Annotated in this window: 21 protein-coding genes and 1 pseudogene; 2 read left to right on the top strand and 20 right to left on the bottom strand. The window is 64.3% G+C overall.

Going from position 1 to position 26,524, the window contains the following annotated elements:
• The first annotated feature begins 1 nt into the window (after position 1).
• Positions 2–1,024, top strand: coding sequence for a helix-turn-helix domain-containing protein (locus BM046_RS04610; RefSeq protein WP_177197787.1), 1,023 nt, complete (start codon positions 2–4; stop codon positions 1,022–1,024).
• On the opposite strand, the pseudogene BM046_RS04615 reads toward BM046_RS04610, so the two are convergent.
• The 4 genes and pseudogenes from BM046_RS04615 to smc all read right to left on the bottom strand — a co-directional run bounded on the left by BM046_RS04615 (position 991) and on the right by smc (position 8,996).
• A pseudogene (locus BM046_RS04615) lies at positions 991–1,978 on the bottom strand (tRNA dihydrouridine synthase). The gene BM046_RS04610 and the pseudogene BM046_RS04615 sit on opposite strands and share 34 nt — an antisense overlap.
• Positions 1,978–4,350, bottom strand: coding sequence for an NAD-dependent DNA ligase LigA (gene ligA, locus BM046_RS04620; RefSeq protein ID WP_090537456.1), 2,373 nt, complete (start codon positions 4,348–4,350; stop codon positions 1,978–1,980). The pseudogene BM046_RS04615 and the gene ligA overlap by 1 nt, the downstream one beginning before the upstream one ends.
• 120 nt (positions 4,351–4,470) lie before the next feature.
• The gene (gene zipA / locus BM046_RS04625) at positions 4,471–5,346 is read right to left on the bottom strand and encodes a cell division protein ZipA (RefSeq protein ID WP_090537459.1); all 876 of its coding nucleotides are present in this window, start codon (positions 5,344–5,346) and stop codon (positions 4,471–4,473) included.
• Between the two features lie 149 nt (positions 5,347–5,495).
• Complete coding sequence (gene smc, locus BM046_RS04630) at positions 5,496–8,996, bottom strand: chromosome segregation protein SMC (protein ID WP_090537461.1); 3,501 nt, start codon at positions 8,994–8,996, stop codon at positions 5,496–5,498.
• Positions 8,997–9,237: 241 nt separating this feature from the next.
• Between smc and BM046_RS04635 the strand changes: the two genes are divergently transcribed.
• Positions 9,238–10,689 (top strand): SLC13 family permease, encoded by a 1,452-nt coding sequence (locus BM046_RS04635; RefSeq protein WP_090537463.1) that lies wholly within the window; start codon positions 9,238–9,240, stop codon positions 10,687–10,689.
• Positions 10,690–10,694: 5 nt separating this feature from the next.
• Here the strand turns inward: BM046_RS04635 and BM046_RS04640 are convergent, their stop codons facing one another.
• The 16 genes from BM046_RS04640 to flhF form a co-directional block, all read right to left on the bottom strand.
• Positions 10,695–12,506, bottom strand: coding sequence for an ABCB family ABC transporter ATP-binding protein/permease (locus tag BM046_RS04640; RefSeq protein ID WP_218150000.1), 1,812 nt, complete (start codon positions 12,504–12,506; stop codon positions 10,695–10,697).
• A gap of 74 nt (positions 12,507–12,580) precedes the next feature.
• On the bottom strand, positions 12,581–13,972 hold the full coding sequence (locus tag BM046_RS04645; RefSeq protein WP_090537465.1) for a hypothetical protein: 1,392 nt from the start codon (positions 13,970–13,972) through the stop codon (positions 12,581–12,583).
• 163 nt (positions 13,973–14,135) lie between these two features.
• Complete coding sequence (locus tag BM046_RS04650; RefSeq protein WP_090537468.1) at positions 14,136–14,939, bottom strand: dienelactone hydrolase family protein; 804 nt, start codon at positions 14,937–14,939, stop codon at positions 14,136–14,138.
• 86 nt (positions 14,940–15,025) lie between these two features.
• Entirely contained in the window at positions 15,026–15,424 is a 399-nt protein-coding gene (locus BM046_RS04655) for a DUF2802 domain-containing protein (RefSeq protein ID WP_090537470.1), read from the bottom strand.
• Between the two features lie 5 nt (positions 15,425–15,429).
• Positions 15,430–15,909: a chemotaxis protein CheW gene (locus BM046_RS04660; protein WP_090537472.1), complete on the bottom strand. Its 480-nt coding sequence runs from the start codon at positions 15,907–15,909 to the stop codon at positions 15,430–15,432.
• Between the two features lie 105 nt (positions 15,910–16,014).
• Positions 16,015–16,704, bottom strand: a complete 690-nt coding sequence (locus BM046_RS04665; RefSeq protein ID WP_090537474.1) for a CheW domain-containing protein — start codon at positions 16,702–16,704, stop codon at positions 16,015–16,017.
• Positions 16,704–17,498, bottom strand: a complete 795-nt coding sequence (locus tag BM046_RS04670) for a ParA family protein (protein ID WP_090537742.1) — start codon at positions 17,496–17,498, stop codon at positions 16,704–16,706. Before BM046_RS04670 ends, BM046_RS04665 begins: the two co-directional genes overlap by 1 nt.
• A gap of 25 nt (positions 17,499–17,523) precedes the next feature.
• Positions 17,524–18,345 (bottom strand): flagellar motor protein MotD, encoded by an 822-nt coding sequence (gene motD / locus BM046_RS04675; RefSeq protein WP_090537476.1) that lies wholly within the window; start codon positions 18,343–18,345, stop codon positions 17,524–17,526.
• A gap of 3 nt (positions 18,346–18,348) precedes the next feature.
• A complete protein-coding gene (locus BM046_RS04680) occupies positions 18,349–19,089 on the bottom strand; it encodes a flagellar motor protein (protein WP_090537479.1) in 741 nt (246 codons plus the stop codon).
• The gene (locus BM046_RS04685; protein ID WP_090537482.1) at positions 19,089–20,174 is read right to left on the bottom strand and encodes a protein-glutamate methylesterase/protein-glutamine glutaminase; all 1,086 of its coding nucleotides are present in this window, start codon (positions 20,172–20,174) and stop codon (positions 19,089–19,091) included. Before BM046_RS04685 ends, BM046_RS04680 begins: the two co-directional genes overlap by 1 nt.
• Positions 20,175–20,183: 9 nt before the next feature.
• The gene (locus BM046_RS04690) at positions 20,184–22,268 is read right to left on the bottom strand and encodes a chemotaxis protein CheA (protein ID WP_090537484.1); all 2,085 of its coding nucleotides are present in this window, start codon (positions 22,266–22,268) and stop codon (positions 20,184–20,186) included.
• Between the two features lie 11 nt (positions 22,269–22,279).
• Positions 22,280–23,077, bottom strand: coding sequence for a protein phosphatase CheZ (locus BM046_RS04695; protein WP_090537487.1), 798 nt, complete (start codon positions 23,075–23,077; stop codon positions 22,280–22,282).
• 13 nt (positions 23,078–23,090) lie between these two features.
• A complete protein-coding gene (locus BM046_RS04700) occupies positions 23,091–23,468 on the bottom strand; it encodes a chemotaxis response regulator CheY (protein WP_177197788.1) in 378 nt (125 codons plus the stop codon).
• 96 nt (positions 23,469–23,564) lie between these two features.
• Positions 23,565–24,305, bottom strand: a complete 741-nt coding sequence (locus BM046_RS04705) for an RNA polymerase sigma factor FliA (RefSeq protein WP_407920431.1) — start codon at positions 24,303–24,305, stop codon at positions 23,565–23,567.
• On the bottom strand, positions 24,298–25,137 hold the full coding sequence (locus BM046_RS04710) for a MinD/ParA family protein (RefSeq protein ID WP_090537492.1): 840 nt from the start codon (positions 25,135–25,137) through the stop codon (positions 24,298–24,300). Before BM046_RS04710 ends, BM046_RS04705 begins: the two co-directional genes overlap by 8 nt.
• A 24-nt stretch (positions 25,138–25,161) precedes the next feature.
• The gene (gene flhF, locus BM046_RS04715) at positions 25,162–26,514 is read right to left on the bottom strand and encodes a flagellar biosynthesis protein FlhF (protein WP_090537494.1); all 1,353 of its coding nucleotides are present in this window, start codon (positions 26,512–26,514) and stop codon (positions 25,162–25,164) included.
• Between the last annotated feature and the right edge of the window lie 10 nt (positions 26,515–26,524).

The raw sequence follows: 26,524 nt of genomic DNA on the forward strand, positions 1-26,524 counted from the left end.
TATGGACAACAAGAGAAGTCGGATTCGTGAGCACGCCCACTGGGTGTTGATCATGGAGCGAGCATTGGCCCAGTACGGCCTGAGCCTCAGTCATTCCAGCCTTGCACAGGAGCTGACCAGAAGCCCGCTGCCCGCCTCGCTCTTCATCGAGCAGGCCAATGCCAACCTGATCTGGAGCGAAGCGCTGCGGCTGGCCGGGGACGACCTGTTCGGCCTGCGCCTGAACCGGATTCATTCGCCCTCCGCCATGGGCCTGCTGGCCCTGGCCGCCAGCACGTCCGCCAGCATAGGCGCCGCGCTGGAACATCTGACTCGCTTCTTTCCCATCATGAGCACCCAGGTACGCGTGGAACTGCGCCGGGACATTGGCGAATCCCATCTGTTGCTGACACCGGTCGGCGAGCCCCACCCCCAGCATCTGGAGGCGGTGATCGGCTATCTGGGCCAGATCCTCCGACAGCTGGACGACTCGGGCAAGGGTCTGTTCCGCCGTGCCACCCTGCGCCGCCCTCCCGAGGAACTGGCGGAGTGTCACCGCCTGCTGGAATGTGATGAGGTGGTTTCCGGTCCGGTCTGTTCGCTGACCATGCCGCTGGGCCTGCTGGAGACGCCACTGGTGACCGCGGATGCCTTCATCTGCTCACGGCTGATCGATACCCTGCAGGACATCCTCGCCAGCCAGCCTTCCCATGACCTGGTGGAGCAGGTCAAACGCCGCATTCAGCTGCTGCTCGGCTCCGGCGATATCAGCGTGGAACGGGTGGCCAGTCCGATGAACATCAGCCCACGCCACCTGCGCCGCAAGCTGAGCCAGGAAGGGACCTCCTACGAACAGCTGGTGGACGAAGTGCGCCGGGAAACCGCCATTCGCATGATCGGTGAGGGGGAGCTGTCGCTGACCAGCATCGCCTATGAGCTGGGGTTTCTCGACCCGAGCAGCTTCACCCGGGCCTTCCGCCGCTGGACCGGCATGAGCCCCACCGCCTTCCGTCAGCAGGTGCTGGACGGCGCCGCGAGCAGCTGAGCTGCACTGCCCTGCTCCAGCAGCTCAGCCACCTGATCGGCACAGGTCTGCCGGCGGATCTGATCGAACAGTATCCGCGCCTGGGGATAGACGCCCGCCAGCATGGCCAGCCACTGCTTGAGCCGCCCGGGCACGTGGCGATCGACCACCCGTTCGCGTACCTGGGCATAGAAATCCACCAGCCAGGGATGCAGGGATTCCCAGCCCATCGCCGCTGCCGCTTCCCCTGAACAGCTGCGCTGGATGACCAGCGCCAGATCCGGACAGGCAACCAGGCCTCGGCCTATCATCACCTGCTCGCAACCGCTGACCCGTCGTATCTCCCGGTAGCTCTGCAGATCGACGACATCGCCGTTGGCCACCACGGGCACCGACACCGCCTCGCGTACCCGGGCCAGCCAGGTCCAGTCCGCCGGCGGGCGATAGCCCTGTTCACGGGTGCGAGCGTGAACGGCAATCTCTGCAGCCCCCCCCGTCAGCCAGGGCCTGGGCACATTCGAGGGTCTGACTGGTATCGCTGTAGCCCAGGCGCATCTTGGCCGTGACCGGGACACGGGCAGGGAGCGCCGCGCGCATTGCCGATACGATACGGTAGAGGGTTTCCGGCTCGCGCAGCAGGGTGGCGCCGCCACGGTGACGGTTGACTGTCTTGGCCGGGCAACCGAAGTTCAGATCCACCGCCGGCGCACCCAGATCGGCCAGCCAGGCGCCATTGTGCGCCAGCCAGTCCGGATCGGAGCCAAGCAGCTGCGGATGCACCGGCACTCCCGCTGCAGTACGCCAGCCTTGACGGCTTTCAGGGAGGATACGGTGCAGGGCCGCCGGGTGCAGCGGGCCATCGGTCACCCGGATGAACTCACTGACGCAGCGATCGATACCACCGATGCGGGTGAGAATATCGCGCATGGGCGCGTCCACCAGCCCCTCCATCGGGGCCAGGATGACGCTGTGCATCAGGGCGTGATTCCGTGGTCGGCCAGCAGCTGCAGCAGGCCGGCCTCGTCCAGCACCGGAATACCAAGCTGTTCGGCCCGCGCCAGCTTGCTGCCAGCGCCCGGCCCGGCGACCACGCAGTGGGTCTTGCTCGATACACTGCCGGCGACCTTGGCGCCCAGGCGCTCCAGATACTCCTTGGCCACGTCCCGGGAAAAGGCTTCCAGGGTGCCGGTCAGCACCCAGGTCTGGCCGCCCAGGGGCAACTCGCCGCTCTGACTGCGGGGACTTTCCCAGTGCATGCCGAAATCCCGCAGCTGTTGCTCGATATCCAGCACCCGCTGACGCGTGCTGGCATCGGCGAAATAATCGCGCAGACTCCGGATCGCCTTCTCGTTGAGCCGCTCCACCTGCTTCAGATCCAGCCAGTCGGCTTCGATAATCGCCAACAGGCTGCCGAAACGGTCGGCCAGGCGCTGGGCACTGGTGGCGGCGACCGAGGGGATTTCCAGCCGGGCGAGGAACTCACCCAGGCTGACACTGGCGGCGAACTCCGGCGCCAGATCGCCCTCCTCCTGCAGCTGCACGCCGCGTTCGAGCAACTGGCGGATCACCTTGCGGTTGTGTTCATCCTCGAAGAAGGCGGTGATCTCGTGTGCGACCTCGGCACCGATCTCGGGGAGGAACTGCAGCACCTCGGGGCGCGCCTGGCTGATGCGCTCCAGTGATCCCAGGGCGCGGGCCAGCAGCTTGGCAGTCTCCTCCCCAACATCGGGAATACCCAAGGCATAGATGAAGCGGGCCAGGGTTGCCTGTTTGCTCTCCTGGATGGCCAGCAGCAGATTGTTGGTCGACACCTCCGCGAAGCCATCCAGGGTAACGACCTGATCATAGGTCAGCGCATAGAGGTCGGCAGGTGAGGCAATCATCTCCCGCTCGATCAACTGCTCGACGATCTTCTCGCCGAGCCCGTCGATGTCCATTGCCCGACGGGAGACGAAATGGATGATCGCCTGCTTGAGCTGCGCCTTGCAGGCCAGTCGGCCGACACAGCGGTACACCGCGCCTTCGGTAACCGTCTGCCTGCCCCGCCCGCGCTTGACCAGCTGGGTACGTTCCACCGCCGAGCCACACACCGGGCAGTGTTCGGGAATCTGCACCGGGCGTGCATCGGCGGGTCGCAGGTCGGTCACCACCTGCATGACCTGGGGAATGACATCGCCGGCACGGCGGATGATCACGGTATCGCCGATCATCACACCGAGGCGCAGCACTTCGTCCATGTTATGCAGGGTGGCATTGGATACCGTCACTCCGGCCACCTGCACCGGGCGCAATCGCGCTACCGGGGTAACCGCGCCGGTGCGGCCGACCTGGAATTCCACATCCAGCAACTCGGTCATCTCCTCGCTGGCGGGAAACTTGTGGGCGATGGCCCAGCGCGGCTCACGGGCGCGGAAGCCGAGCTCGCGCTGCCAGCCCAGATCATTGACCTTGAACACCACACCATCTATCTCGTAGGGCAGACTGCTGCGTCGCTCGCCGATGTCCCGGTAGTAGTCCAGGCAGCCGTCGATACCCTCGACCAGCTTCAGCTCCCGGCTGATCGGCAATCCCCAGTCCCGCAGCCGATGCAGTATGCCGACCTGGGTATCCGGCAACTCCCCCTCGAAACGGCCAATGCCGTAACTGCAGAATTCCAGGGGACGACGGGCAGTGATGCCCGAGTCCAGCTGACGCAGGGAGCCGGCCGCCGCATTGCGCGGGTTGGCGAAGGTCTTGCCCCCGGTTTCCCGGGCCTCGGCGTTCAACCGCTCGAAGCCGGCCTTGGGCATGTAGACCTCACCCCGCACCTCCAGAACAGCCGGCCATCCTTCACCGCGCAGCCGCAGCGGAATGTTGCGCACGGTACGCACATTGGCGGTAATGTCCTCTCCGGTGGTGCCATCACCCCGGGTGGCTCCCCGAGTGAGCACGCCATCCTCATACAGCAGGCTGATGGCCAGACCGTCGAGCTTGGGTTCGCAGCAATAGGCCACACTGCTGCCTGCGGCAAACAGGTCGCCCTCAGGCAGGTCCAGGGTGCGGCGGACGCGACGGTCGAAATCCAGCATGTCCGATTCGGCAAAGGCATTGCCCAGGCTGAGCATGGGCACTTCATGGCGGACCTGGCCGAAGGCGCCGGAAGCCAGGCCTCCCACCCGCTGGGTCGGGGAGTCCGGCGTCACCAGATCCGGGTTGGCCTCTTCCAGCGCCCGCAGCTCCCTGAACAGGCGGTCGTACTCCGCATCGGGCACGGTGGGTTCATCGAGCACGTAGTAGCTGTAGTTGTGCTGGTCGATAAGATCGCGCAGTTCTTTGACGCGCAGGGCCGGATCGGGTTGTACGGTCATGATGTCTTGTGGCACCGGGGTGGAACAGAGCCAGTGATTGTAGCAGGGATGACGGGCGAAATTGCGCCCGGGCCTCAGCGCGCGGGAGGACACGGGCGGGTGGACCCGCCCGGATGGAACTCAGCGGCGATGGCTCATGCGCTTGCGCTCGAACTCGGCGATGCGCTGGCGGTAATGCTCTATGGTCTGGGCGGTGAGCACGCTGCGGTGCTCATCCTTGAGGTCACCTCCCAGTTCCTGCCCGACCTTGCGTGCGGCGGCAATCATCAGGTCCAGTGCCTGCTTGGGATGACGGGGACCCGGCAACCCCATGAAGAAGCTGACGGCACGAACATGGCTGTGTTCCAGGGCATCCGGATCGAAGGTGCCGGGCTTCAGGGCGTTGGCCATGGAGAACAGCACATCCCCATACCCGGTCATGCTTTCGTGGCGGTGAAAGATATCCATGTCGCCGAAGCGCAGGCCGCTCTCCATGATGCTCTGCAACAGAGCCGCACCCGGGAAACCCTCCTCGCTGCGCGAGACCACATGGATGACCAGCACCTCATCCACGGGTGCCGGCTCGCTGGCCGCTGCGGCTCCGGATGCTGCAGAGGAAGCGCGGGCGGACGCGGTCGCCGGCTCCTCATCCTCCACCCGGGATTTGCGCGCGCCACGCCGGGCCTGCGGTTGCGAAACCGGAGCCTCCTCGGGCTCGTCCAGATCCAGTCCGACCTGCTGGGGCTGGCGCGGCTGCTCGGCGACGTCGACGTCGACGTCGGTAGCCGGACCGAATTCCTCGCTGAGGGACGGCTCTGCCCTGTCGGCGCGGGAAACGATGCGGGCCGGACCGAGCAGCTCATCGTGATCAGGAGCATCAGGGAGGTCTCGCAGATTGCGCTCCAGCTTCAGGCGTATGCGCGAGCGTCCACCCATGCGCCGCCAGCCGTCGAAAAGGATCCCCGCGATAACCAGAAGGCCGATGATGATCAGCCATTCACGCAAACCAAAATCCATGAATAATGTGTTCCCGTCTGTTTTGCCGTAACCGTTGGGCAGTGCACTGGCGGGCACCGCACCACATCCCGGAGCCCGTCATTTCCACAACATACTTTCACCCATGCAAGACAGTAACATGCCCGCAGGGGAGTTTGCACCGGGCGATTCTATACTTCCGCCAGTGCCGCCGCCTCCTCGACATTCACTGAGACCAGGCGTGAACATCCGGGTTCATGCATGGTCACCCCCATCAGCTGATCGGCCATCTCCATGGCTATCTTGTTGTGGGTGATATAGATGAACTGAACCCGATCGGACATCTCCTTGACCATGCGCGCGTAACGCCCCACGTTCGCATCGTCCAGCGGGGCATCGACCTCATCCAGCATGCAGAAGGGTGCCGGGTTGAGCTGGAAGATGGAGAACACCAGGGCAATCGCGGTCAGTGCCTTTTCCCCACCGGACAGCAGGTGGATGGTGCTGTTCTTCTTGCCCGGCGGACGGGCCATGATGGTGACCCCGGTGTCCAGCAGATCATCCCCGGTCAGTTCCAGCCAGGCACTGCCGCCGTCGAACACCTTGGGAAACAGATGCTGCAACCCGCCGTTGACCTTGTCGAAGGTTTCCTTGAAGCGATTGCGGGTTTCCTTGTCGATCTTGCGGATCACCTGCTCCAGCGTCTGCAGAGCCTCTTCCAAATCCGCATTCTGGGCATCGAGATAACGCTTGCGCTCGGACTGCTGCTCGTATTCCTCGATGGCGGCCAGGTTGATCGCGCCCAGGCGCTGGATCTGGGCGTCCAGCCGCGCCAGCTGCTGTTCCCAGTCTGCCTCGGCAGCCCCTTCCGGCAGGGTTGTCAGTACCGTGCGCAGATCGTACCCGGCTTCCAGCAGCTGTTCCTGCAGTCCCTGGCGACGGGTCTGCATGTCCCGGGTCAGCAGTCGCCGGTCATCCAGCTGGGTCCGCAGCACCTGCGCCTGCTGCTCGGCCTGACTGCGCCTGCGCTCCTGCTCGCGCATCTGCTGGTCCACCTGTTCCAGCGCCTGGCGGGCAATACCCAGATCTTCTTCGGCCTGGATCCGTCGTTCCAGCAACGCCTCCAGTTCCATGCGCTGATCCTCTTCCGGATCCCGGGCCTCCTCCAGCTGCATCTGCAGCTGTTCCCGGCGCTCGGCCAGCCGCTCGGTCTGGGCATGCAGACGCTCCAGCCCCTGGCGGGTGGATTCCAGTTGCGCGCGCAGCGACTGCACGCGCAGCGCCAGTTGATGCGCCCTGTCCCGGTTCTGCCGTGACTGTTCCCGGGCGGCCTCGAGCTGACCGCGTACCTGCTCGCGCTGCTGCGTCAGCTGCTCACGCTGCTCGGCGTCGGCCGCCATGAGATCGAGCGCTTCCTGCAGTACCATTCGCGCTTCGGCCAGTTGCTCAAGCTCTTCGCTGCGCTGGGTGCGGATGTCTTCGAGGTCAGCGGCAATGCGCTGACGACGGGCGTGCATCTGCTCGAGCCTGACCTGCAGCGCCGAGTTGCGCGCCTTGAGCTCACCCTGCTCCCGGCCCAGCCTGGCCAGTCCCTGTTGCAGGGCATCACGTTGCTGCTCATGGTGCTGAATTCGCTCGCGGTGCAGAGCCAGCTGTTCCTCACCTTCGGCCAGCCGAGCCTCCTGCTCCTCCAGACTGGCCTGCAGCTGCTGCATCTCCTGCTGACGGGCCAGCACCCCCGCTTCCTGGTCATCGCCCGCGCGAAAGCGCAGCCAATTGGGGCCTATCCAGTGCCCGGCAGGCGTGACGATGGATTCGTGGCTGGCGAGGCTGTTGCGCAGGGCCAGTGCCTGCGGCAGATCCGCAGCGGTACGCACGTGACCGAGCCAGGGCTCCAGCGCCAGCGGCGAGGAAACCCGGGCCAGCAGACTGTCCCCGGCGGCGGGCGATCCGTCAGCGGGAAGGGCATCCACCAGACGCAGTTGTCCCTGGGTAAAGCTGCCCAGCATGTCCTGCACAGCGTCCAGGGAGTCAAGGCTGATCGCCTGCAGGTCGGCGGCGAGCACGGTTTCCACCGCTCGTTCCCAACCGGGCTCCACCTGCAGGCGCGTCGCCAGTACCTGTGCATCTTCCAGCCCCTGCTCGCGCAGCCACTTCTGCACCCCCGCCCCCTGGTCCAGGGCTGCCTGCTGCAGGGCTTCGAGCGAAGCCAGGCGTCCGCCGCTGCGCTGATATTCTCCGCGGCGGATATCCAGTTCCTGGGCGGCGGCCTCCAGCGCCTGGCGTTCACGCTGCAGGCTGCCTGCGACCTCGTCGAGCTGCTGCTGATCGGTTTCGGCACGCAGCTCGAGCTCAGCCAGCTGCTCTGCCAGTGCAGCCACATCCTCCTCCAGGCCGCCCGAGTCGAGGCCGCCACCTTCCTCTTCCAGGCGCCGCAGGCGGTCACCGAAGCGCTCCACGCTCTGCTCCAGATGGCGGATCCGTGACTGGGCCACTTCCGCCTGCTGGCGGGTGGCACTGGCCCGCTGGTTGAACTCGTCCCAGCGGGCCTGCCACTGTTGCATGGCCTCTTCGGCGGCAAGGCTCGCCTGTGCGGTGTCCTCATCCGCCATACCGGCCATTTCCAGCTCGGGTTCGATACGCGCCAGCTCCGCGGTCAGATCGGCAAGCAGCGCCTGGTCCTGGCTCAGGTGACTCTGCGCCTCTGCCCAGGCCTGGTCGGCCTGCTGCAGGTCTTCCTGCAGCTGCCGCTGGCGGTCCCGGTTGAACTGCAGCGCCTGCTCGATGCGGCTGATATCGGCACCGATGCTGTAATAGCGGGCCTGTACCTGATTGAAACTGTCGTTCAGCTCGGTGTGCTGATCGCGCCACTTCTCGATCTCGCTGTCGGCGTTGCGCTGCTCGGCGATCACGGCTTCCAGCGCGACTTCCAGGCTGCGTACTTCCTGCTCTCGCTCCCGGGTCTGGGTATCCAGACTCTGCCAGCGCAGGGCCTGGAGCTGCGCCTTGAGCTGACGTTCCTCGGCCTTCCAGGCCTTGTACTTCTCGGCAGCCTGCGCCTGGCGATGCAGGTGCGCCAACTGACGCTCCAGCTCCTCGCGCAGGTCGGTCAGACGCTCGAGGTTCTCATGGGTACGGCGGATGCGATTCTCGGTTTCGCGCCGGCGCTCCTTGTATTTGGAGATGCCGGCGGCCTCTTCGATGAACAGGCGGAGCTCATCGGGCTTGGCCTCGATGAGCTTGGAAATCATGCCCTGTTCGATGATCGAATAGCTGCGCGGCCCCAGCCCGGTGCCGAGAAAGATGTCGGTAATGTCCCGGCGGCGGCATTTGGTACCGTTGAGGAAGTACTGGTTCTGCCCTTCCCGGGTCACCTTGCGGCGGATGGAGATCTCGTTGTAGCCTGCGTATTCGCCCTGGAGGGTACCGTCGCTGTTGTCGAACACCAGCTCGATGGAGGCCTGACCGACCGGCTTGCGGGTGTTGGAGCCGTTGAAGATGACGTCGGTCATCGACTCGCCACGCAGGTTCTTGGCTGAACTCTCGCCCATGACCCAGCGCACCGCATCAATGATGTTGGACTTGCCACAGCCGTTGGGCCCGACCACTGCCGCCATGTTGCTCGGGAAGTGAACAGTGGTCGGATCCACGAAGGACTTGAAGCCTGCCAGTTTGATGCATTTCAATCGCATGGATTAAGCCTGTCCTTGCCAGGGCAGTAATAAAAGAGCCTTTTTACCCCCTACGCACCACAATGAGAAGCCCCGCATAAAAACGTCCCTGTGTCTACTAGACTAAAAGCGCGGCGCCAGAGTGGTTTTCCATCAAGCCAGTCCGGCACAATTTCCAGCTTGCCGAAAATTGCAGCTCGGGCCCCCGGCTCCCACTGCGATGGACGTCACCGGTTTTCAATCCCTGACACGGAAAAAAAAGATGCTTGAACTCGATAATACCCATCCCAGCGGCATTCCCGTTTCGCGGATCGTCGGCCTGCTGGTGGGCATAGCCCTCCTCGTGGCCACTCTGATACTACCTGCCCCCGGCGGCATGAGCGAGCCCGCCTGGAAGGCGGCAGGTCTGATGTTCCTGTTGGCAGCCTGGTGGTCAACCGAAGCGATTCCGATCCCGGCCACCTCCCTGCTGCCGATCGTACTGGTCCCCGCGCTTGGCCTGGGCACTGTTGCCCAGGCTACGACCCCCTATGCCAACCCCACCATTTTCCTGTTCATGGGCGGCTTTGTTCTGGGACTGGCCATGCAGCGCTGGAATCTGCACAAGCGCATCGCACTGAGCGTATTGCTGGCGGTGGGCAGCAAGCCCAGCCACCAGATCGGTGGTTTCATGATCGCCACTGCCTTCATCAGCATGTGGGTAAGCAACACGGCGACCGCGATCATGATGCTGCCCATTGGCCTGTCCGTGGTCAGCATGTATGACGGCGATCAGCCCGAAGCGGTGCGCAAGTATGCGGTCGCCCTGCTGCTGGGTATTGCCTATGCAGCCAGCATCGGCGGTATCGGCACCCTGATCGGCACGCCGCCCAACGCATTGCTCGCCGGCTTCCTGTCCAGCGAATACGACATCCAGATCGGCTTTGCCCAATGGATGCTGATCGGCGTGCCGATTGCCCTGACCATGCTGGTGGTGGTCTGGTTCATGCTGTCCCGGAAGGACTTCGGCCTGACCTCCAGCAACAGCCGGGATCTGCTGCGCCAGCAACTGGTCGACCTGGGGCCGATGAGCCGCGGTGAGAAGCTGGTCGGCATCATGTTCCTGCTGACCGCCGCCGCGTGGATCTTCCAGCCGGTGCTCGCCAAGAGCCTGCCCTGGCTGAACGACACTGTGATCGCCATAGCCTCAGCCATCATCATGTTCCTGATTCCGGTTGACCTGAAGAAACGTCAGTTCCTGATGGACTGGGAAACGACCACGACCATGCCCTGGGGCGTGCTGCTGCTGTTCGGTGGCGGCCTGTCCCTGGCCGCCGTCATCAGCTCATCCGGTCTGGCAGTCTGGATCGCGGAAAGCCTGGGCATCTTCGGCACGCTGCCGGTCCTGGCCATGGTCCTGCTGATCACTACGGTCATCCTGTTCCTGACCGAGGTCACCAGCAACACCGCCACTGCCGCTGCCTTCCTGCCGCTGGTAGGCGCTCTGGCCGTCGGCCAGGACGTATCGCCGATCCTCTACGCTGTGCCCGCTGCCGTTGCCGCCAGCTGCGCCTTCATGATGCCGGTGGCCACGCCGCCGAACGCCATCGTGTTCGGTACCGGCCACATGAAGATCAGCGACATGATCAATGCCGGCTTCAAGCTCAACCTCGCCGGCGTCGCCATTGTCGGCATCATGGCCTACTACCTGATGTTCTGGGTGTTCGGCCTCTGAGACTGTCAGTGTGACAAGGAACCGCCGCCTGGCAACGGGTCGGCGGTTTTTTGTTGCTCGGCCCACAGCCGGGCATAGGCGCCATTGGCAGCGAGCAGCTGCTGATGGCTGCCGCGTTCGACAATGCGGCCCTGATCCAGCACCAGAATCTGCTCGGCATGGACTATGGTCGACAGCCGATGGGCAATCGCCAGTGTCGTACGCCTTTGCGAGACCAGATTCAGGGCGTCCAGGATGCGCCGTTCGGAATGGGTGTCCAGCGACGCCGTGGCCTCGTCCAGAATCAGCACCGGCGGATTCTTCAGCAGCACCCGGGCGATGGCAATACGCTGCTTTTCGCCGCCGGACAGCTTGAGCCCACGTTCACCCACCTGGGTTTCCAGCCCCTGGGGAAGGCGCTTGATGAACTCCTCCAGCTGGGCCAGACGCAGCGCCTCCCAGATCTCCGCCTCGGTTGCTCCCGGGCGCCCGTAGGCGATATTGAAACCGATGGTATCGTTGAACAGCACGGTATCCTGGGGCACCACGCCGATGTGGGCGCGCAGGCTCTGCTGGGTCACCTCGCGGATATCCTGCCCATCGATACGGATGCAGCCCTGATCCACGTCATGGAACCGGAACAACAGGCGCGCCAGAGTCGATTTGCCGGCCCCGCTGGGGCCGACCACGGCCAGGGTATGGCCGGCGGGAATGGTGAAGCTGACATCGTGCAGTATGGGCCTGTCCGCCTGATAGGCAAAGCAGACGCCTTCGAAACGGACGTCGCCCCCCGTCACCTGCAGCGCCGGCGCCTGGGGCAGGTCCTGCACCTTCACCGGCGCCTCCAGCAGACCGAACAGGCGCTCGATGTTGATCAGCGCCTCGCGGATCTCCCGGTAGATGAAGCCGAGGAAGTTGAGCGGGATGAACAGCTGAATCATGTAGGCGTTGATCATCACCAGCTCCCCCAGGGTCATGGCGCCGCTGGCCACCTGGCTGGCGGCCATGACCATGAGCAGGGTCACCGAGCCGGCAATGATGAAGGCCTGACCGGAATTCAGGGCCGACAGCGACAGCCGCGTCTTCATTCTCGCGGTCTCCCACCCGGCCAGATGAGCATCATACTGGCGCGCCTCGAATGCCTCGTTGCCGAAGTACTTCACCGTCTCGTAGTTCAGCAGGCTGTCCACCGCCCGGGTATTGGAACTGTTGTCCAGCTTGTTGCTCTCGCGCACAAAGCGGTTTCGCCACTCGGTGAAACTGATGGTGAACAGCCCGTACACCAGCACCGACCCCAGCACCGCCAGGGCGTACATGGGACTGAAGTTGACCAGCAGGATGCCGGCGATCAGGGCGATCTCCAGTACCGTCGGGATGATGTTGAACACCATGAAGCGCAGCAGGAAGCTGATGCCGCTGGTGCCCCGCTCGATATCCCGGGCCAGTCCCCCGGTACGTCGGGACAGATGGAAGCTCAGGTCAAGCCGATGCAGGTGCTCGAACACCCTGAGGGAGATGCGACGCATCGCCCGCTCGGCCACCCGGGCGAATACCGCGTCGCGCAGCTCGGAGAAAAACACGGTGGCAAAGCGCAGCAGACCATAGCCGATCAGCAGGGCCACGGGCACCAGCATCAGCGACTCGGGGCTGCTCTCGAAGTGCTCGACGATCAGCTTGAGCACCCAGGGGACCGCCACACCGGCCAGTTTGGCCAGCACCAGGCAGGCCATGGCGAGCAATACCCGTCCCCGGAACTCGCTCAGATAGGGCAGCAGACTGCGGATGATCCGCCAGTTGACCGGACCAGCGGAATATTGACTATCGCTACGGGGGCGCACGCATTACCTCGGGAAGCCATTTTGCCGAGCCGGCAGTCTAGCATTCCCGAGGTAGCACGGGGGCAGTGCGGGATTCAGCCCTCCTGCTCAAGGCCTGCACGGCGCGGATCGACGACCTTGAGCTCGTCCGCTGTCGGTGCCGGCGCCGTGTCCCAGCCCACCAGCAGCAGCGTCGTGGCAACCCCGAACAGCAGCCCTACCCAGGGCTCGAAGAAGGCCAGGCCGGCACCTATCATCAGTACCGCGCCGCGGGAGGCGTTGTTGGTGGGAATGCCCATGGCGATATAGGCACAGGCAAAGCCGGTAAGCACCAGGGTCAGAGACAGAGCAATGCCCAGCAGCGGCTGCAGACCGGTCAGCAGCGGCAGCAGGAAGAACAGCACCGGAATGCCCATCCCGTAGTAGGAGATGAGTCCGCTGTGCAGACTGTCCATGGCCTCACGCCCCTGCTTCCAGCGCTGGACGATGATCACGTGAACGCCGGTCCACATGGCACCCTGGGTCGGGAACACCGGGGCGATGACCCCCATCAGTGCGTTGCGGATCGCCAGGGCCAGGTGAGAACGGGTCGGGTTGATATCGATGTGATCATCGGGGCGATTCTTCTGCCCTTCGAGAATGACCTCGTTGCCGGTGACCAGATCACCGAACAGGATGATGTAGGTGATCAGCGCCAGCGGCATGGCCTGGAGCATCAGACCGACACTCGGAAAACCGATGGAGAACGGCGACATCTTGGCCCACATGTCGCCAACCGGCGGAATCAGGATGCCCCACTGGACGTTGTAGTCCACCTCGCCGACCAGCGGGCCGACAACGGCTGCCACCAGAAAGCCCGGCAGCAGCCCCAGCGCGGCGATCAGCGCTACCCAGCGATATTTCTCGCGCCAGCGCTGCATGGGCAGCGAGAAGGCGAAGATCAGGCAGACCGCACAGGCCAGGGCCGTGGCAATCGGCTGCTGCAGCAAAAATCGCTCCGCATCATCGATGAATACCCGCTTGAGGGCCGCCAGCGCGGCGCCGAGAATGATGCCGGCCTTGAGGGTGTCCGGCAGCCAGACAATGAAGCGTCGGCCCAGCCCGGTGACACCCAGCACGAACAGCAGCAGAGCGAAGTCCAGCGACAGTGCGGCCATGGCCTGCAGGCGCAGACTCGGGTCCTCGCCTATGCCGATGGCGAAGGCCAGTACCAGCGGCAGCGCCGGAGTCAGCCAGCCCGGCGCGTAGGGTTCGCCGAACACGATCAGGGCACTGCTGATGAGTATCGAATGGATCATGGAGGCCGCCACCGCCTCCTCGAAGGTCAGACCGAAGAACATGGTCATGATGGGAATCAGCGACAGCCCGGTGGCAGCGGCGATGAAGATGCCCTGCAGCAGCTCCGGCCAATACAGCCGGGTGTGGTAGAAGGGCATGCGGAAGGTGAAAGGCCCCCAGCGCCAGCCTGGCAGCTCAGGTCTAGACATGTGTAACTCCCTGGTTGTTGTTGTTATTGGTCTGTTGCCAGTATCCGTCGGCGGCGCAGCGGACTCCAGCCACCGCCACCGTTATCCATGCGCTGAATATCACCCGTTATGGTCATCCCCGCCCTGCCCCGCCGAGCCTATCGGAAGACCTCTGGCCGGGGCCTCAGCGCGAGGTGTCCGGCACAGGCAACGCCATGGTTTCGGCGAAGAACAGCCGCATCTGGCGGAAGGCGCGGTCGGCCACCCGCGCATCATACATGGCCTGTCCGGGGAGATTGGCGGTGGGATCGGTGAAGGAGTGTACCGCGCCGCCGAAGCTGAGCAGCTGCCAGTCATCTGTCCCGGCATTGCGCATTTCCGCTTCGAAGTCGGCCACCTGCTGCGGCGGGACATAGGGATCGTCCGCGCCATGCAACACCAGCACCGGAGACTTCACTGCTCCCGGCTTGGCCGGCAGGCCGGTATCCAGGTTGCCGTGGAAGGACACCACGCCGCTGAGGGCTGTGCCGGACCGGGCCAGCTCCAGCACCGAAGTGCCACCGAAACAGAAGCCGATGGCGCCCATGCGGGAGGTATCCAGCAGCTCGGCCGCCTCCTGACGGAACACCTCCAGCGCGGCATTGACCCGGGTGCGCATCAGCTCGGTGTCCCCCTTCACCGCACCGGCGGCGGCACCGGCCTGGGCAGCATCCGCCGGGCGGATGTGCCTGCCGTACATGTCGGCGATGAACACCACATAGTCGCTGCCGGCAGCGCGCCAGGCCTTCTTCGCGGCATTCTCGGTGACCCCCATCCAGTTCGGCACCATCAGCAATCCCGGACGGGGCGCGGTGACGCTGTCATCGTAGACCAGCAGTCCCTGGAAGACTTCGCCGTCGATGTGGTAGTCCACCGTGCGGGTGGCCATGTCCGCCTGGGCCAGGGACGCGCTGCCGGCCAGTATCAGAGTGGTAAGTAACCTGTTCATGTGTGGTCGCCTGCATTGCAAGGGGAAATGCCAGACAGCATAGACGATGCAGGGGGGATATGGGGCGGGCCCGGATGGGGGAGCCGTCAGTCGCGCTGACCGTGCAGCTTGAGCATGAGTTCGGCTTCGCTGCGACTGAGTCCACAGGCCTGCATCAGGTCATCGGTACTGGCGCCCATCTGTACCAGTCGACTGGCCTGGTTGTAGGGCATGCCCTGGACATCCTGCTGCTCCACCCGCTGCTGGCGGTTTTCCAGCTGACCCAGCTTCTCGCGCAGGCTGAGCAGCTCCTCGCCCATGCGGATATTGCTCTGCTGGTACTCCGCGAGTTTCTGTCCCAGCTTGTCGATACGGGCATCCAGCCGGGCCTGCTGCTCGTGCTGGATGCGGGCCAGCCGTCGCTGGCCGAGGAGGCTGGCAATCAGCAACGACACCAGTGTCCCCAGCAGCAGCCCCGCGCCCAGAAGCAGCCAGCGTTCATCCATGGGCGTCAGATATCCTGCAACTCTGCCCACTCGTCATCGGTCATCATCTTTTCCAGATCGACCAGAATCAGCAGCTCGTCATTCTTGTTGCATACGCCCTGGATGAACCTGGCCGCCTCGTCAGTACCAACGTGCGGCGCGGTCTCGATCTCGGACTGTCGCAGGTAGACCACCTCGGCGACGCTGTCGACCAGAATGCCGACCACCTGGCGGTCCGCCTCGATGATCACAATACGGGTCTGCTCGGTCACCGGTGCCGGCGCCAGGCCAAAGCGCTGGCGAGTGTCGATCACAGTGACCACATTGCCACGCAGGTTGATGATGCCCAGCACATACTCGGGGGCGCCGGGAACAGGAGCAATTTCGGTGTGGCGCAGGACTTCCTGCACCTGCATCACATTGATCCCGTAGGTCTCGTTATCCAGACGAAAGGTCACCCATTGCAGAATCGGATCTTCGGCGGTCTGTGCAGTGTTGTTCTTCATCGTTCTCGTATCTCGACGTCAATGCCCCGTTCCCGGCCATGCTCGGCTTCGAAGGGTGGCGATAGTTGCATCCTAAACGGGCCCCGGTGTCTTTACCAGCGCGACTCAACTGCTGTGGCTGATGAGCGCAGCCAGGGCTCCCACATCCAGCAGGGCGCACATGTGGTCGATGACGGTTCCGGCCAGCCACGGCCGTTTACCCGCCCCCGAACGCCATTTCACCTGAGCCGGATCCAGACGGACGGACTCGCTGACGCTGTGTACCGCCAGCCCCCAGTCGAATCCCTGTATGGAGATCACGTAACGCAGCTCTTCACGCAGCTCGGGATGGTAACGCTCGGGCATCACCCAGCGGGCGGTATCCACTACCCTGAGACTGCCCTGCCCGGTCGGCAGCAGGCCGAGGAACCAGTCCGGCTGACCGAACAGCGGAGTGATGGGGCCATCCAGAGGGTGAATGCTGCCAAGGGACACCAGCGGGACCGCCAGGGTCAGACCGCCCACATTGAACAGCAAGGCATCGAAGGGCTGCTCGCGCCAGCTGCCGCCGGACACCGGAGCAGCCGCCTGCGGGGTGGGCTCGGGTTCTGCCGATACCGCCGGAGTCTCTACCGGGACGGTCACCGGGGACAGCGCCTGCGGCGTGCGTGCCTCGGCCGCCGGGGACACCGGCACATCGGGAATGCTCTGCTCGGCCAGCGCCAGATCGGCAGCTGCCTCCTGCAGCAGCGAGTCCAGATAGCATTGCAGCGTCTGGGCGGGCACATAATGCTGAACAGCCAGCGAATCGCTCATCAGGCAGTCTCCTCGGATCGGGCCACACTCTGCACCAGCAGATACCGCAGCAGCGCCCGGTATGCCAGTACCCCCCGGGCGTTGGGCTCCAGCTGTGACGGTACAACGCCCGCCAGGCTGGCATCTCGCAGCTTGGTGTCGATGGGTATGTAGGCCTGCCACATCTGCTCGGCATAGTCGTTGCGCAGTTTGCGCAGGGTGCTAAGGGAAGCCTGGGTCCGGCGGTCGAACAGGGTCGGCACTATGGTATAGGGCAGTGCCCGGCGCCGGGACCGGTTGACCATGGTCAGGGTGTGCACCATGCGTTCCAGCCCCTTCAGCGCCAGGAATTCCGTCTGGACAGGCACTATCAGTCGCTGGCAGGCGGCCAGGGCGTTGATCATCGAGACACCAAGCAGCGGTGGGCTGTCGATGATGACGAAGTCGAACTCCCCCTGCAGCTGCTCCAGGGCGCGCGACAGAACCAGGCCGAAGCCGCCCTGGGTGGCCGACTGACGTTCCAGTGTAGCCAGCGACGTGCTGGAGGGCAGCAGGCTGATGCTGTCGTGGGACGTCGTCAGCAGCAGGGCCGCCGCCAGCCCATCGGGCACGCTGCCCTGGTGCTGGAACAGGTTGAACACACTGCTGGTCAGCTGGTCGGGATCATGTCCGAAGTAACTGGTCATGGAGCCATGGGGGTCCAGATCGACCACCAGCACGCGCTGGCCCTGATCGGCCAGCAGACCGGCCAGGGCCACGGTCGAGGTGGTCTTGCCCACGCCGCCTTTCTGATTGGCCACCGCCCATACCTTCATCGCACTGCTCCCGTTGTCCTTCGCATCAGCCCGGTCCCACATCCTGCGCCGCCTCGCTGCGCGCCTGGCGCATGCTCGGCAGCTCACCTTCCGGGCCCTGGTGGCGCCGGTCGGTATAGCGTGATACCAGCAGCACTACGCGGCGGTTGGCGCGGCGACCGGCTTCGGTACTGTTATCGGCAATCGGTCGATGTTCTCCATAGCCGACCGCAGCCAGGCGCCCGGCTTCGATGCCGCCGGCGCTGAGCATGCGCACGACAGTGGCAGCTCGGGCGGCAGACAGCTCCCAGTTGGTGGGATAGAGCCGCGAGCGTATCGGCAGGTTGTCGGTAAACCCCTCCACGTGGATGGGATTGTCGTAGGGTGCCAGGATGCCGGCGATACGTTCGATCAGGTCGAAGGCGCTGTTCAGAGGCAGCGCATCACCGCTGGGAAACAGCAGGCTGGAGCTCAATTCGATCTCGATCCACAGCTCGTTGGCGTGCACCCGCAGGTCGCCGACGCTGATCAGCTCGCCGAAGGCGGCCTGCATGGCGTCGGCAATATCCTCGAGCGGATCCTGACTGCCGCTGCCGCTGGTGCCGCCTTCGCTGGCGACGGACTCCGCCACCTGGGTTGGCGTGGGTGAGCGCGGAATGACCTCCCCCAGCTGTATCGGATCCAGGGTTTTCGGGGCCTGGCTGAACACCCCCATCAGCGATTCGGTCAGGACCTTGTACTTGCCCTCGTTGACCGAGGAGATCGAGTACATGACCACGAAGAAGGCAAACAGCAGGGTGATGAAGTCCGCGTAGGACACCATCCAGCGTTCGTTGTTGGCGTGCTCTTCTTCCCGATGCCTGCGCATGGATCAGTCCAGGAAGCCTTCGAGCTTCATTTCGATGGAGCGGGGATTCTCGCCCTCGGCAATGGACAACAGACCCTCGAGGATCATTTCCTGGTATCGGGACTGCTCGAGCACCACGGCCTTGAGCTTGGCGGCCACCGGCAGCAGGAAAAGGTTGGCCAGGGCCACCCCGTAGATGGTGGCCACGAAGGCCACGGCAATGCCGCTGCCCAGCATGGACGGATCGGCCAGGTTGCCCATGACATGAATCAGGCCCATGACCGCCCCGATGATGCCAATGGTCGGAGAGTAGCCGCCCATGCTTTCATAGACCCTGGCCGCCCGCAGGTCGCGGTTCTCCCGGGTGATCAACTCGACTTCCAGGATACTGCGCAGGGTATCGGCCTCACAGCCGTCGGCAAGCAGCTGCAGCCCCTTGCGTGCGAACAGGTCCGGCTCCATATCCGCGGAGGCCTCCAGACCCAGCAGACCTTCCTTGCGAGCCATGTTGCTCCAGTTGACCACCTGGCCTATGCCCTCGCGAAATGGCGCACGGGGTGCACGGAACACCCAGCCGAGCATGGCCAGGGCCCGTTTGAAAACCGCCAGCGGGGTCTGGATGAAGGCTGCCCCCAGGGTACCACCGACCACGATGAGCGCCGCCGGGCCATTGACCAGCGCGCCGATATGCCCCCCCTCCAGGTGGTTGCCACCTATGATGGCGACCAGCGCCAGCAGCAGCCCGATGACACTGAGGATATCCATCAGCCCAGCTCCGTCAGATAACGGGCGATCTCGTCCAGATCGTACACGCCGTCTGCCAGGTTGGCCTTGACCACCGCCATGGGCATGCCGTAGATCACGCAGCTCGCCTCGTCCTGGGCCCATACGGTGCTGCCGGCCTGCTTGAGCATGCGTGCCCCTTCCCGGCCATCGGCACCCATTCCGGTAAGTACTATCGCCAGCACCTTGTCCTGCAGGGCGCGGGCGGCCGAGCCGAAGGTCACATCCACGCTGGGCTTGTAGTTGAGACGCTCGTCGCCGGGCAGAATGCGGACGGTACCGCGCGCGTCGATCATCATCTGCTTGCCGCCCGGTGCCAGCAGAGCCACACCCGGGCGCAGCATGTCACCATCCACCGCCTCCCGGACACTGATCTGGCAAAGCTTGTCGAGGCGTTCGGCAAAGGCCGTGGTGAAAGTCCCGGGCATGTGCTGGATCAGCAATATGGGGGCGGGAAAACTGGCAGGCAGCCGGGTCAGAATTTTCTGCAGGGCAACCGGCCCGCCGGTGGAGGTGCCTATGGCCACCAGCTTGTAGCTGCGCTTGCGTGGCGCCGCACTGCGCCGGACGGGCTCGGCCGGGGCCGGCGCCGGAACCGTTGCCGCAGCCCGTGGAGCCAGGGGCTGACGTGCCGCTGGTGCCGCAGCCGCGCCCAGCCCCAGGGAGCGCCGGTTGCTGCGCGCCAGCGCATGGACGCGCTCGCAGAGCAGCTGGCGAACCTTTTCCGGGTGGCGGGAGATATCCTCGAAATTCTTCGGCAGGTAGTCCGCGGCACCGGCGTCCAGGGCATCGAGACTGACCCGCGCGCCCTCATAGGTCAGCGACGAGAACATGAGCACGGGTGTGGGCTGACGCTGCATGATCTGGCGCACGGCAGTAATGCCGTCCATCACCGGCATCTCGTAGTCCATGGTGATCACGTCCGGATGCAGGGCCAGTGTCTGCTCCACCGCCTCCTGGCCGTTGGTGGCTGTCCCCACCACCTGAATCTGAGGATCGGCACCGAGGATCTCCGCTACCCGCCTGCGGAAGAAGCCCGAGTCATCCACCACCAGTACCTTGATCAATGCGCTCTCCTAGCCCTTTCGCGCATAGCGCTTGAGCAGTCCCGGGATGTCCAGGATCAATGCGATCCTGCCATCACCGGTGATGGTCGCCCCGGCCATGCCGGGCGTTCCCTGCAGCATTCCGCCCAGGGGCTTGATGACCACCTCTTCCTGTCCTACCAGCTGATCCACCACGAAGCCCACGCGCTGGGTCCCCACCGACACTATCACCACACTGGCCGCGGTCCGGTCGATCTCCTCGGAGGCCCCGGGCATCAGCCAGCGCTTGAGCCAGAACAGCGGCAGCGCCTTGTCCCGCACCAAAATCACCTCCTGCCCGTCAACCACATTGGTCCGCGACAGATCCAGATTGTAGATCTCGTTGACGTTCACCAGCGGCAGGGCAAAGGCCTGACGACCGAGCATGACCATGAGGGTCGGCATGATGGCCAGGGTCAACGGCACCTTGATCGAGATACGGGTGCCCTGCCCCTTGGTCGACTCGATGGCGATGGTGCCGTTGAGCTGGGAGATACGGGTGCGCACCACATCCATGCCGACACCCCGCCCGGAGACGTCGGATACCTCGGTCTTGGTCGAGAAACCCGGCGCCAGGATCAGGTTGAAACATTCGGACTCGCTCAGGCGTTCCGCAGCATCCCGATCCATCATGCCCTTCTCCACCGCCTTGGCACGCAGCACCTCGGCGTCCATGCCTTTGCCATCGTCGCTGATGGTCAGCAGAATGTGATCGCCTTCCTGGCGGGCGGCCAGCACCATCTGACCGACCCGCGGCTTGCCGGCTGCCTCGCGCTCCTCGGGGGATTCGATGCCGTGATCGACCGCGTTGCGCACCAGGTGCACCAGCGGATCGGCGAGGGCCTCCACCAGGTTCTTGTCCAGATCGGTTTCCTCACCGACCAGTTCGAGATTGATTTCCTTTTTCAGGCTGCGCGAGAGGTCCCGTACCACCCGGGGGAAACGACCGAAGACCTTCTTGATCGGCTGCATGCGGGTCTTCATCACCGAGGCCTGCAGGTCCGCAGTCACCATGTCCAGATTGGCCACCGCCTTGGTGAGTTCCTCATCCTCGCTGGTCAGCCCCAGACGGGTCAGTCGGTTGCGCACCAGTACCAGCTCGCCGACCATGTTCATGATCTCGTCGAGCCGGGCGGTATCCACCCGCACTGTGGTTTCGGCCGCAGCGCCATGGTCGGCGCCGGCTTCGCTGCGTCGGGGGGCGGGTTTGGGCGCCGGCTTTTCCTCCGCTGCCGGAGGGGCTGGCGGTTGCGGCTTCGCCGCTTCCGGCGCAGCGGGCGCGGGGGCGCTTACCGGCGTCGGCGTGGTCGCCGCCCCCGGCCCACGGCCGGGACCGTGCAGTTCATCCAGCAGGGATTCGAACTCGTCATCAGTGATGAGATCCTCATCTCCGGCCACCGGCGTGGCCGGGACGCTCGGGACGGCGGTCGGCTGACTGCCGGGTCCCTTGCCGGTGCCGTGCAGCTGGTCCAGCAGGGCTTCGAACTCGTCATCGGTGATCTCGTCGCCGTTGGCATGACCGTCAGCAGCGGCGGGCGCTTCACCGGCCTCCGGGCCGACATGCAGGGCCTCGAGCAGCAGCTCGAACTCGTCATCGGTAATATCGCCATCGGCTTCCAGCACCGGCTCGGCGACTGCGGCCACCACAGGCGCAGCCGGAGCGGCTGGAGCGGCCACGACCTGCTGGGCAGGCTGGGCGAGCGCGGACAGGGCTTCAAGCAGCGCCGGAGCGGCCGGCGTCGGCTCCTCACCATCGCGCACCTGGGCAAACATGCTGTTGATGCTGTCCAGCGCCTGGAGCACCACGTCCATCAGCTCGGCGTCGACCTCACGCTCGCCCTTGCGCAGGATGTCAAAGACGTTTTCCGCAATGTGACAGCAGGTTACCAGAGCCTCGAGCTGCAGGAAGCCGGCGCCGCCCTTGACGGTATGAAAACCACGGAAAATGGCGTTGAGCAGATCGCTGTCGTTGGGGCGATTCTCCAGTTCCACCAGCTGTTCAGATAACAGCTCCAGTATCTCTCCGGCCTCGACCAGAAAGTCCTGGAGAATCTCTTCATCCGCATCAAAGCTCATTCCACGCTCCCTCAGAACCCCAGACTGGACAGGAGGTCATCCACCTCATCCTGCCCCGACACCACATCATCCCTCTTATCGGCATGAATCTGCGGACCTTCAGCCTGCGAAGCAGATTTTCTCTCCTCGGGGTCGGGCAGCTCATGCTGGATACCGGCGATGCGGTCGACCTGCCCCGCCATGCGCACCAGGTTGAGCAGGCTCTCCTCGACGTCATGGACCAGTGTGATGACCCGCTTGATCACCTGCCCGGTGAGGTCCTGATAATCCTGGGCCATGAGAATGTCATTGAGGTTGCTGGATACCTCGGCGCTGTGCTTCTCGCTGCGCTCGAGAAAGTCCATGATGCTGCGGGACAGGTTGCGGAACTCCTCGGCGGTCATTTCCCTGCGCTGCAGGCGCTTCCATTCCTCGCGCAGGGCAGCCGCTTCCTTACCGAGCTGACTGACCACCGGCGCGCTGCTCTCCACCAGGTCCATGGTCCGGTTGGCGGCCTTGTCGGTGAGCCTGACGACGTAGTCAAGGCGATCGGAGGCGTCGGCTATCTTCGAGTGCTCGCCATGCTCGGAGCCGAAGGAGCGTGCGGTATCCAGCTGAAAGCTGATGATCGAGTTGTGCAGTGCCCGGGTCAGCTTGCCGACTTCGTAGTACAGCCCCCGGTCGCGGGCCTGATTGATCGCATGGATGACCATGACCGCTTCCTTGTAGTCACCCTCCTCCAGATGCTCTACAAGCTTCTGCGCGTTCGTCTTGAGCGATTGCTCGAATTCCTCGGCGGTCGTCTGACCGGCGTTCCCGCTCAATACCATGTCAGTCCCCTTGCTACTTGGCTTCGATGCGCTCGAAGACCTTTTCGATCTTCTCCTTGAGCGCCTGGGCGGTGAAGGGTTTGACCACGTAACCGTTGACCCCGGCCTGGGCCGCTTCGATGATCTGGTCGCGCTTGGCTTCGGCCGTGACCATCAGCACCGGCAGGGTCTTGAGGCGCTCGTCGGCACGCACCGCACGCAACAGATCGATGCCGCTCATGCCCGGCATGTTCCAGTCGGTGACCAGAAAATCGAAATTGCCATGCTGCAGCATCGGCAGCGCCGTGGTGCCATCATCCGCCTCGGCAGTATTGGTGAAGCCGAGGTCACGCAACAGGTTCTTGATGATGCGCCTCATCGTCGAAAAGTCGTCGACGATGAGAATTTTCATGTTCTTGTCCAATTACCGCCTCCATATAAACCGAGCAGGGGCATCCGGCGTGCACCCCACGAAAACTGCCACCTCAGCAAAGGGTGAGATATGAATTCAATCGTCCCGCCAGTCGGCCATGCGGGCCCGCAGGCGCGCTGCGCACTGGCTGTGCAGTTGACTGACCCGGGACTCGCTGACGCCCAGCACGGCGCCGATTTCCTTGAGATTCAACTCCTCGTCGTAATACAGCGACAGTATCAGTCGCTCCCGTTCAGGCAGCTTGTCGATTGCCTCGGCCAACGCCTCGCGAAATCGCACGTCCTCCAGCCCCTCGAAGGGCGAAGCCTCGGCTTCGGCTTCGCCGGGGGCCCCGGCTTCCAGCAGCTCGTCGAAGCTGAACAGCCTGCTGCCCGCCGTGTCGCCGAGAATCGCATGATATTCCTCGAGACTCATATCCAGTTCGGCCGCAACCTCATGATCTTTAGCGTCACGGCCAACACGGGCCTCGACGGCACGAATGGCGCTGCTGACCAGACGCGTGTTGCGATGGACCGAGCGGGGGGCCCAATCGCCCTTGCGTACATCATCCAGCATGGCGCCACGTATGCGGATGCCGGCATAGGTCTCGAAGCTGGCCCCCTTTCCATGGTCGAACTTGCGAGCGGCCTCGAGCAGGCCGAGCATGCCGGCCTGAATCAGATCCTCCACCTGCACGCTGGCCGGCAAGCGGGCCAGCATGTGGTAGGCAATGCGCTTGACCAGGGGTGCGTATTCCTCAACCAGCCGATCCTGGGTGCAGGCGGCCGCCGCAGCGCTGGCGTACATCCTGGCGCCACCACCGGAAATGTTACTCATCCTCTGGCCCTGTGGCAGGGTCATTGCGCTGCACCAGGCGCTCCAGGAAGAACTCCAGGTGCCCCCGGGGCGTCGATGGCAGCGGCCAGGCGTCGACCTTGCGGGCTATGGTGCGGATAGCCAGGGAGACCCGGCTGCGGGGGAACAGATCGAAGGTCGCCCGCTGCTTCTGCGCCGCCTTGCGCACCGACTCGTCATAGGGCACCGCACCGACGTACTGCAGGGCCACATCCAGGAAACGGTCGGTGACCTGCAGCAGCTTGTTGAAAACGTTGTGCCCTTCCTGCGGGCTGTGGACCATGTTCGCCAGCACCCGGAAGCGCGTCACCCCATGGTCCCGGCTGAGCAGCTTGATCAGGGCGTAGGCGTCGGTGATGGAGGTGGGCTCGTCGCAGACCACCACTATCACCTCCTGGGCGGCACGCACGAAACTGACCACGGAGTCGCCGATGCCGGCGGCGGTATCGATCAGCAGTATGTCCAGCTCGTCACCGATGTCACTGAAGGCCTGGATCAGCCCGGCATGCTCCCGCTGTCCCAGATTGACCATCTCGGCTGCGCCCGAGGCTGCCGGTACGATGCGGATGCCTCCTGGGCCGTTGACCATGACCTCGCGCAGCGAACAGGTGCCGGAGAGCACATCGGCCAGGGTCGCCTGGGGCCGCAGACCCAGCTGCACATCGACATTGGCCAGTCCGAGGTCTGCATCCATCAGCACAACGCGGCGTCCCAGCTCGGCCAGTGCCAGGGCAAGGTTGACCGACACGTTGGTCTTGCCAACGCCGCCCTTGCCTCCGGTGACTGCAACTACCTGAACCGATTGATTGCCCATCTGTACGCTGCCCTTATCCAATCGTTAACTTGCGCGCTGTGCGTGAAGTATACCGGCAAAAACATCCGCCATGGTCTGATCCTCGGCAACCTCATTACCGATCAGACCGACCGCCCGGCTCACCAGCTGATGACCGACGCCGCGGGCCAGATCATCGGGAATGCGCTGGCCATCAGCCATATAGGCTACCGGCAGTCGCTGCTCGATGGCCAGACCGAGGGCTTCACCCAGACTGCCGGCCTCGTCCACCTTGGTCAGAATGCAACCGGCCAGCGCACAGCTGCTGTAATTGTGCCATGCCGCCTTGAGCACCCGGTACTGACTGGTTGCGGCCAGCACCAGCAGCGTGCTGACCCGATCACCCAGCGCCGCCAGCTCCTTGAGCTGACCCCGCAGCTGCGGATCCTGGGCCTGCAGGCCGGCGGTATCCACCAGCACCAGGCGCTTGTTGGCAAATTCGTCCAGCACGTCCTGCAGACTGTGCTGCTCATCCACCACACGCACCGGCACATTGAGGATGCGCCCCAGGGTGCGCAGTTGCTCGTGGGCACCGATACGGAAGGTATCCATGGTCACCAGGGCGACATGCTCACTGCCGTGCTTGAGCACATAACGTGCAGCCAGCTTGCCCAGGGTGGTGGTCTTGCCGGCGCCGGTCGGGCCGACCAGGGCAATCACCCCGCCCTGGTCGATCGGCTCGCTGCGCATCACCGGAATACTCTGCGCCAGATGGGCCAGCAGCAGGCGCCAGGCCTGACGGATGTCCGTCATCTCCTCCACCTTGCTCAGCAGCGAACGGCAGAGGTCGGCCGGCAGGCCCAGATGAACCAGACGGCGCCAGAGACTGGCCTGGCGGGGTTGCTGCTGATTGACCTTGCCCCAGGCCAGACTGCCCAGCTGGGATTCCAGCAGTTCGCGCAGACCGGCGATCTCCGCCCGCATGACATCCAGGCTGTCGGCAGCGGGCGCTGCGGCAGCCGATGCTGCGGCGCCCGCCGGGGCTTCCGCAGCCGGCGCGGCACGCTCGCTGTTCAGGCGATCGAGCAACTCCCGGGCCACCGGCGAGCCTCGCTCGGCGGCCTGACGCATGCTGTCTCCAAATAATTGACGGTTGACACTGGGCCCGGCCGCCGGGGTTTCTCCCGCCTGCAGGCTGGCCCGGGCGCTGAGAATACGCTCCTGGGTCTTCTTCAACTCGGTGTCCAGGCCCGGCGTCGGCGGGGTCAGGCGCGGCGCTTCGTAATCCAGCGCCGCGGTCAGCTCGATACCGCCGGCAACACGTCGGTTGGCGATGATGGACGCGTCCGCCCCCATCTCGTCACGGACCAGTTTCATGGCCGAGCGCATATCAGCGGCAAAAAAACGTTTTACTCTCATGGCCTGACCT

Source organism: Halopseudomonas formosensis, assembly GCF_900115905.1.
In the GTDB taxonomy this organism is placed as follows: Bacteria; Pseudomonadota; Gammaproteobacteria; order Pseudomonadales; family Pseudomonadaceae; genus Halopseudomonas; species Halopseudomonas formosensis.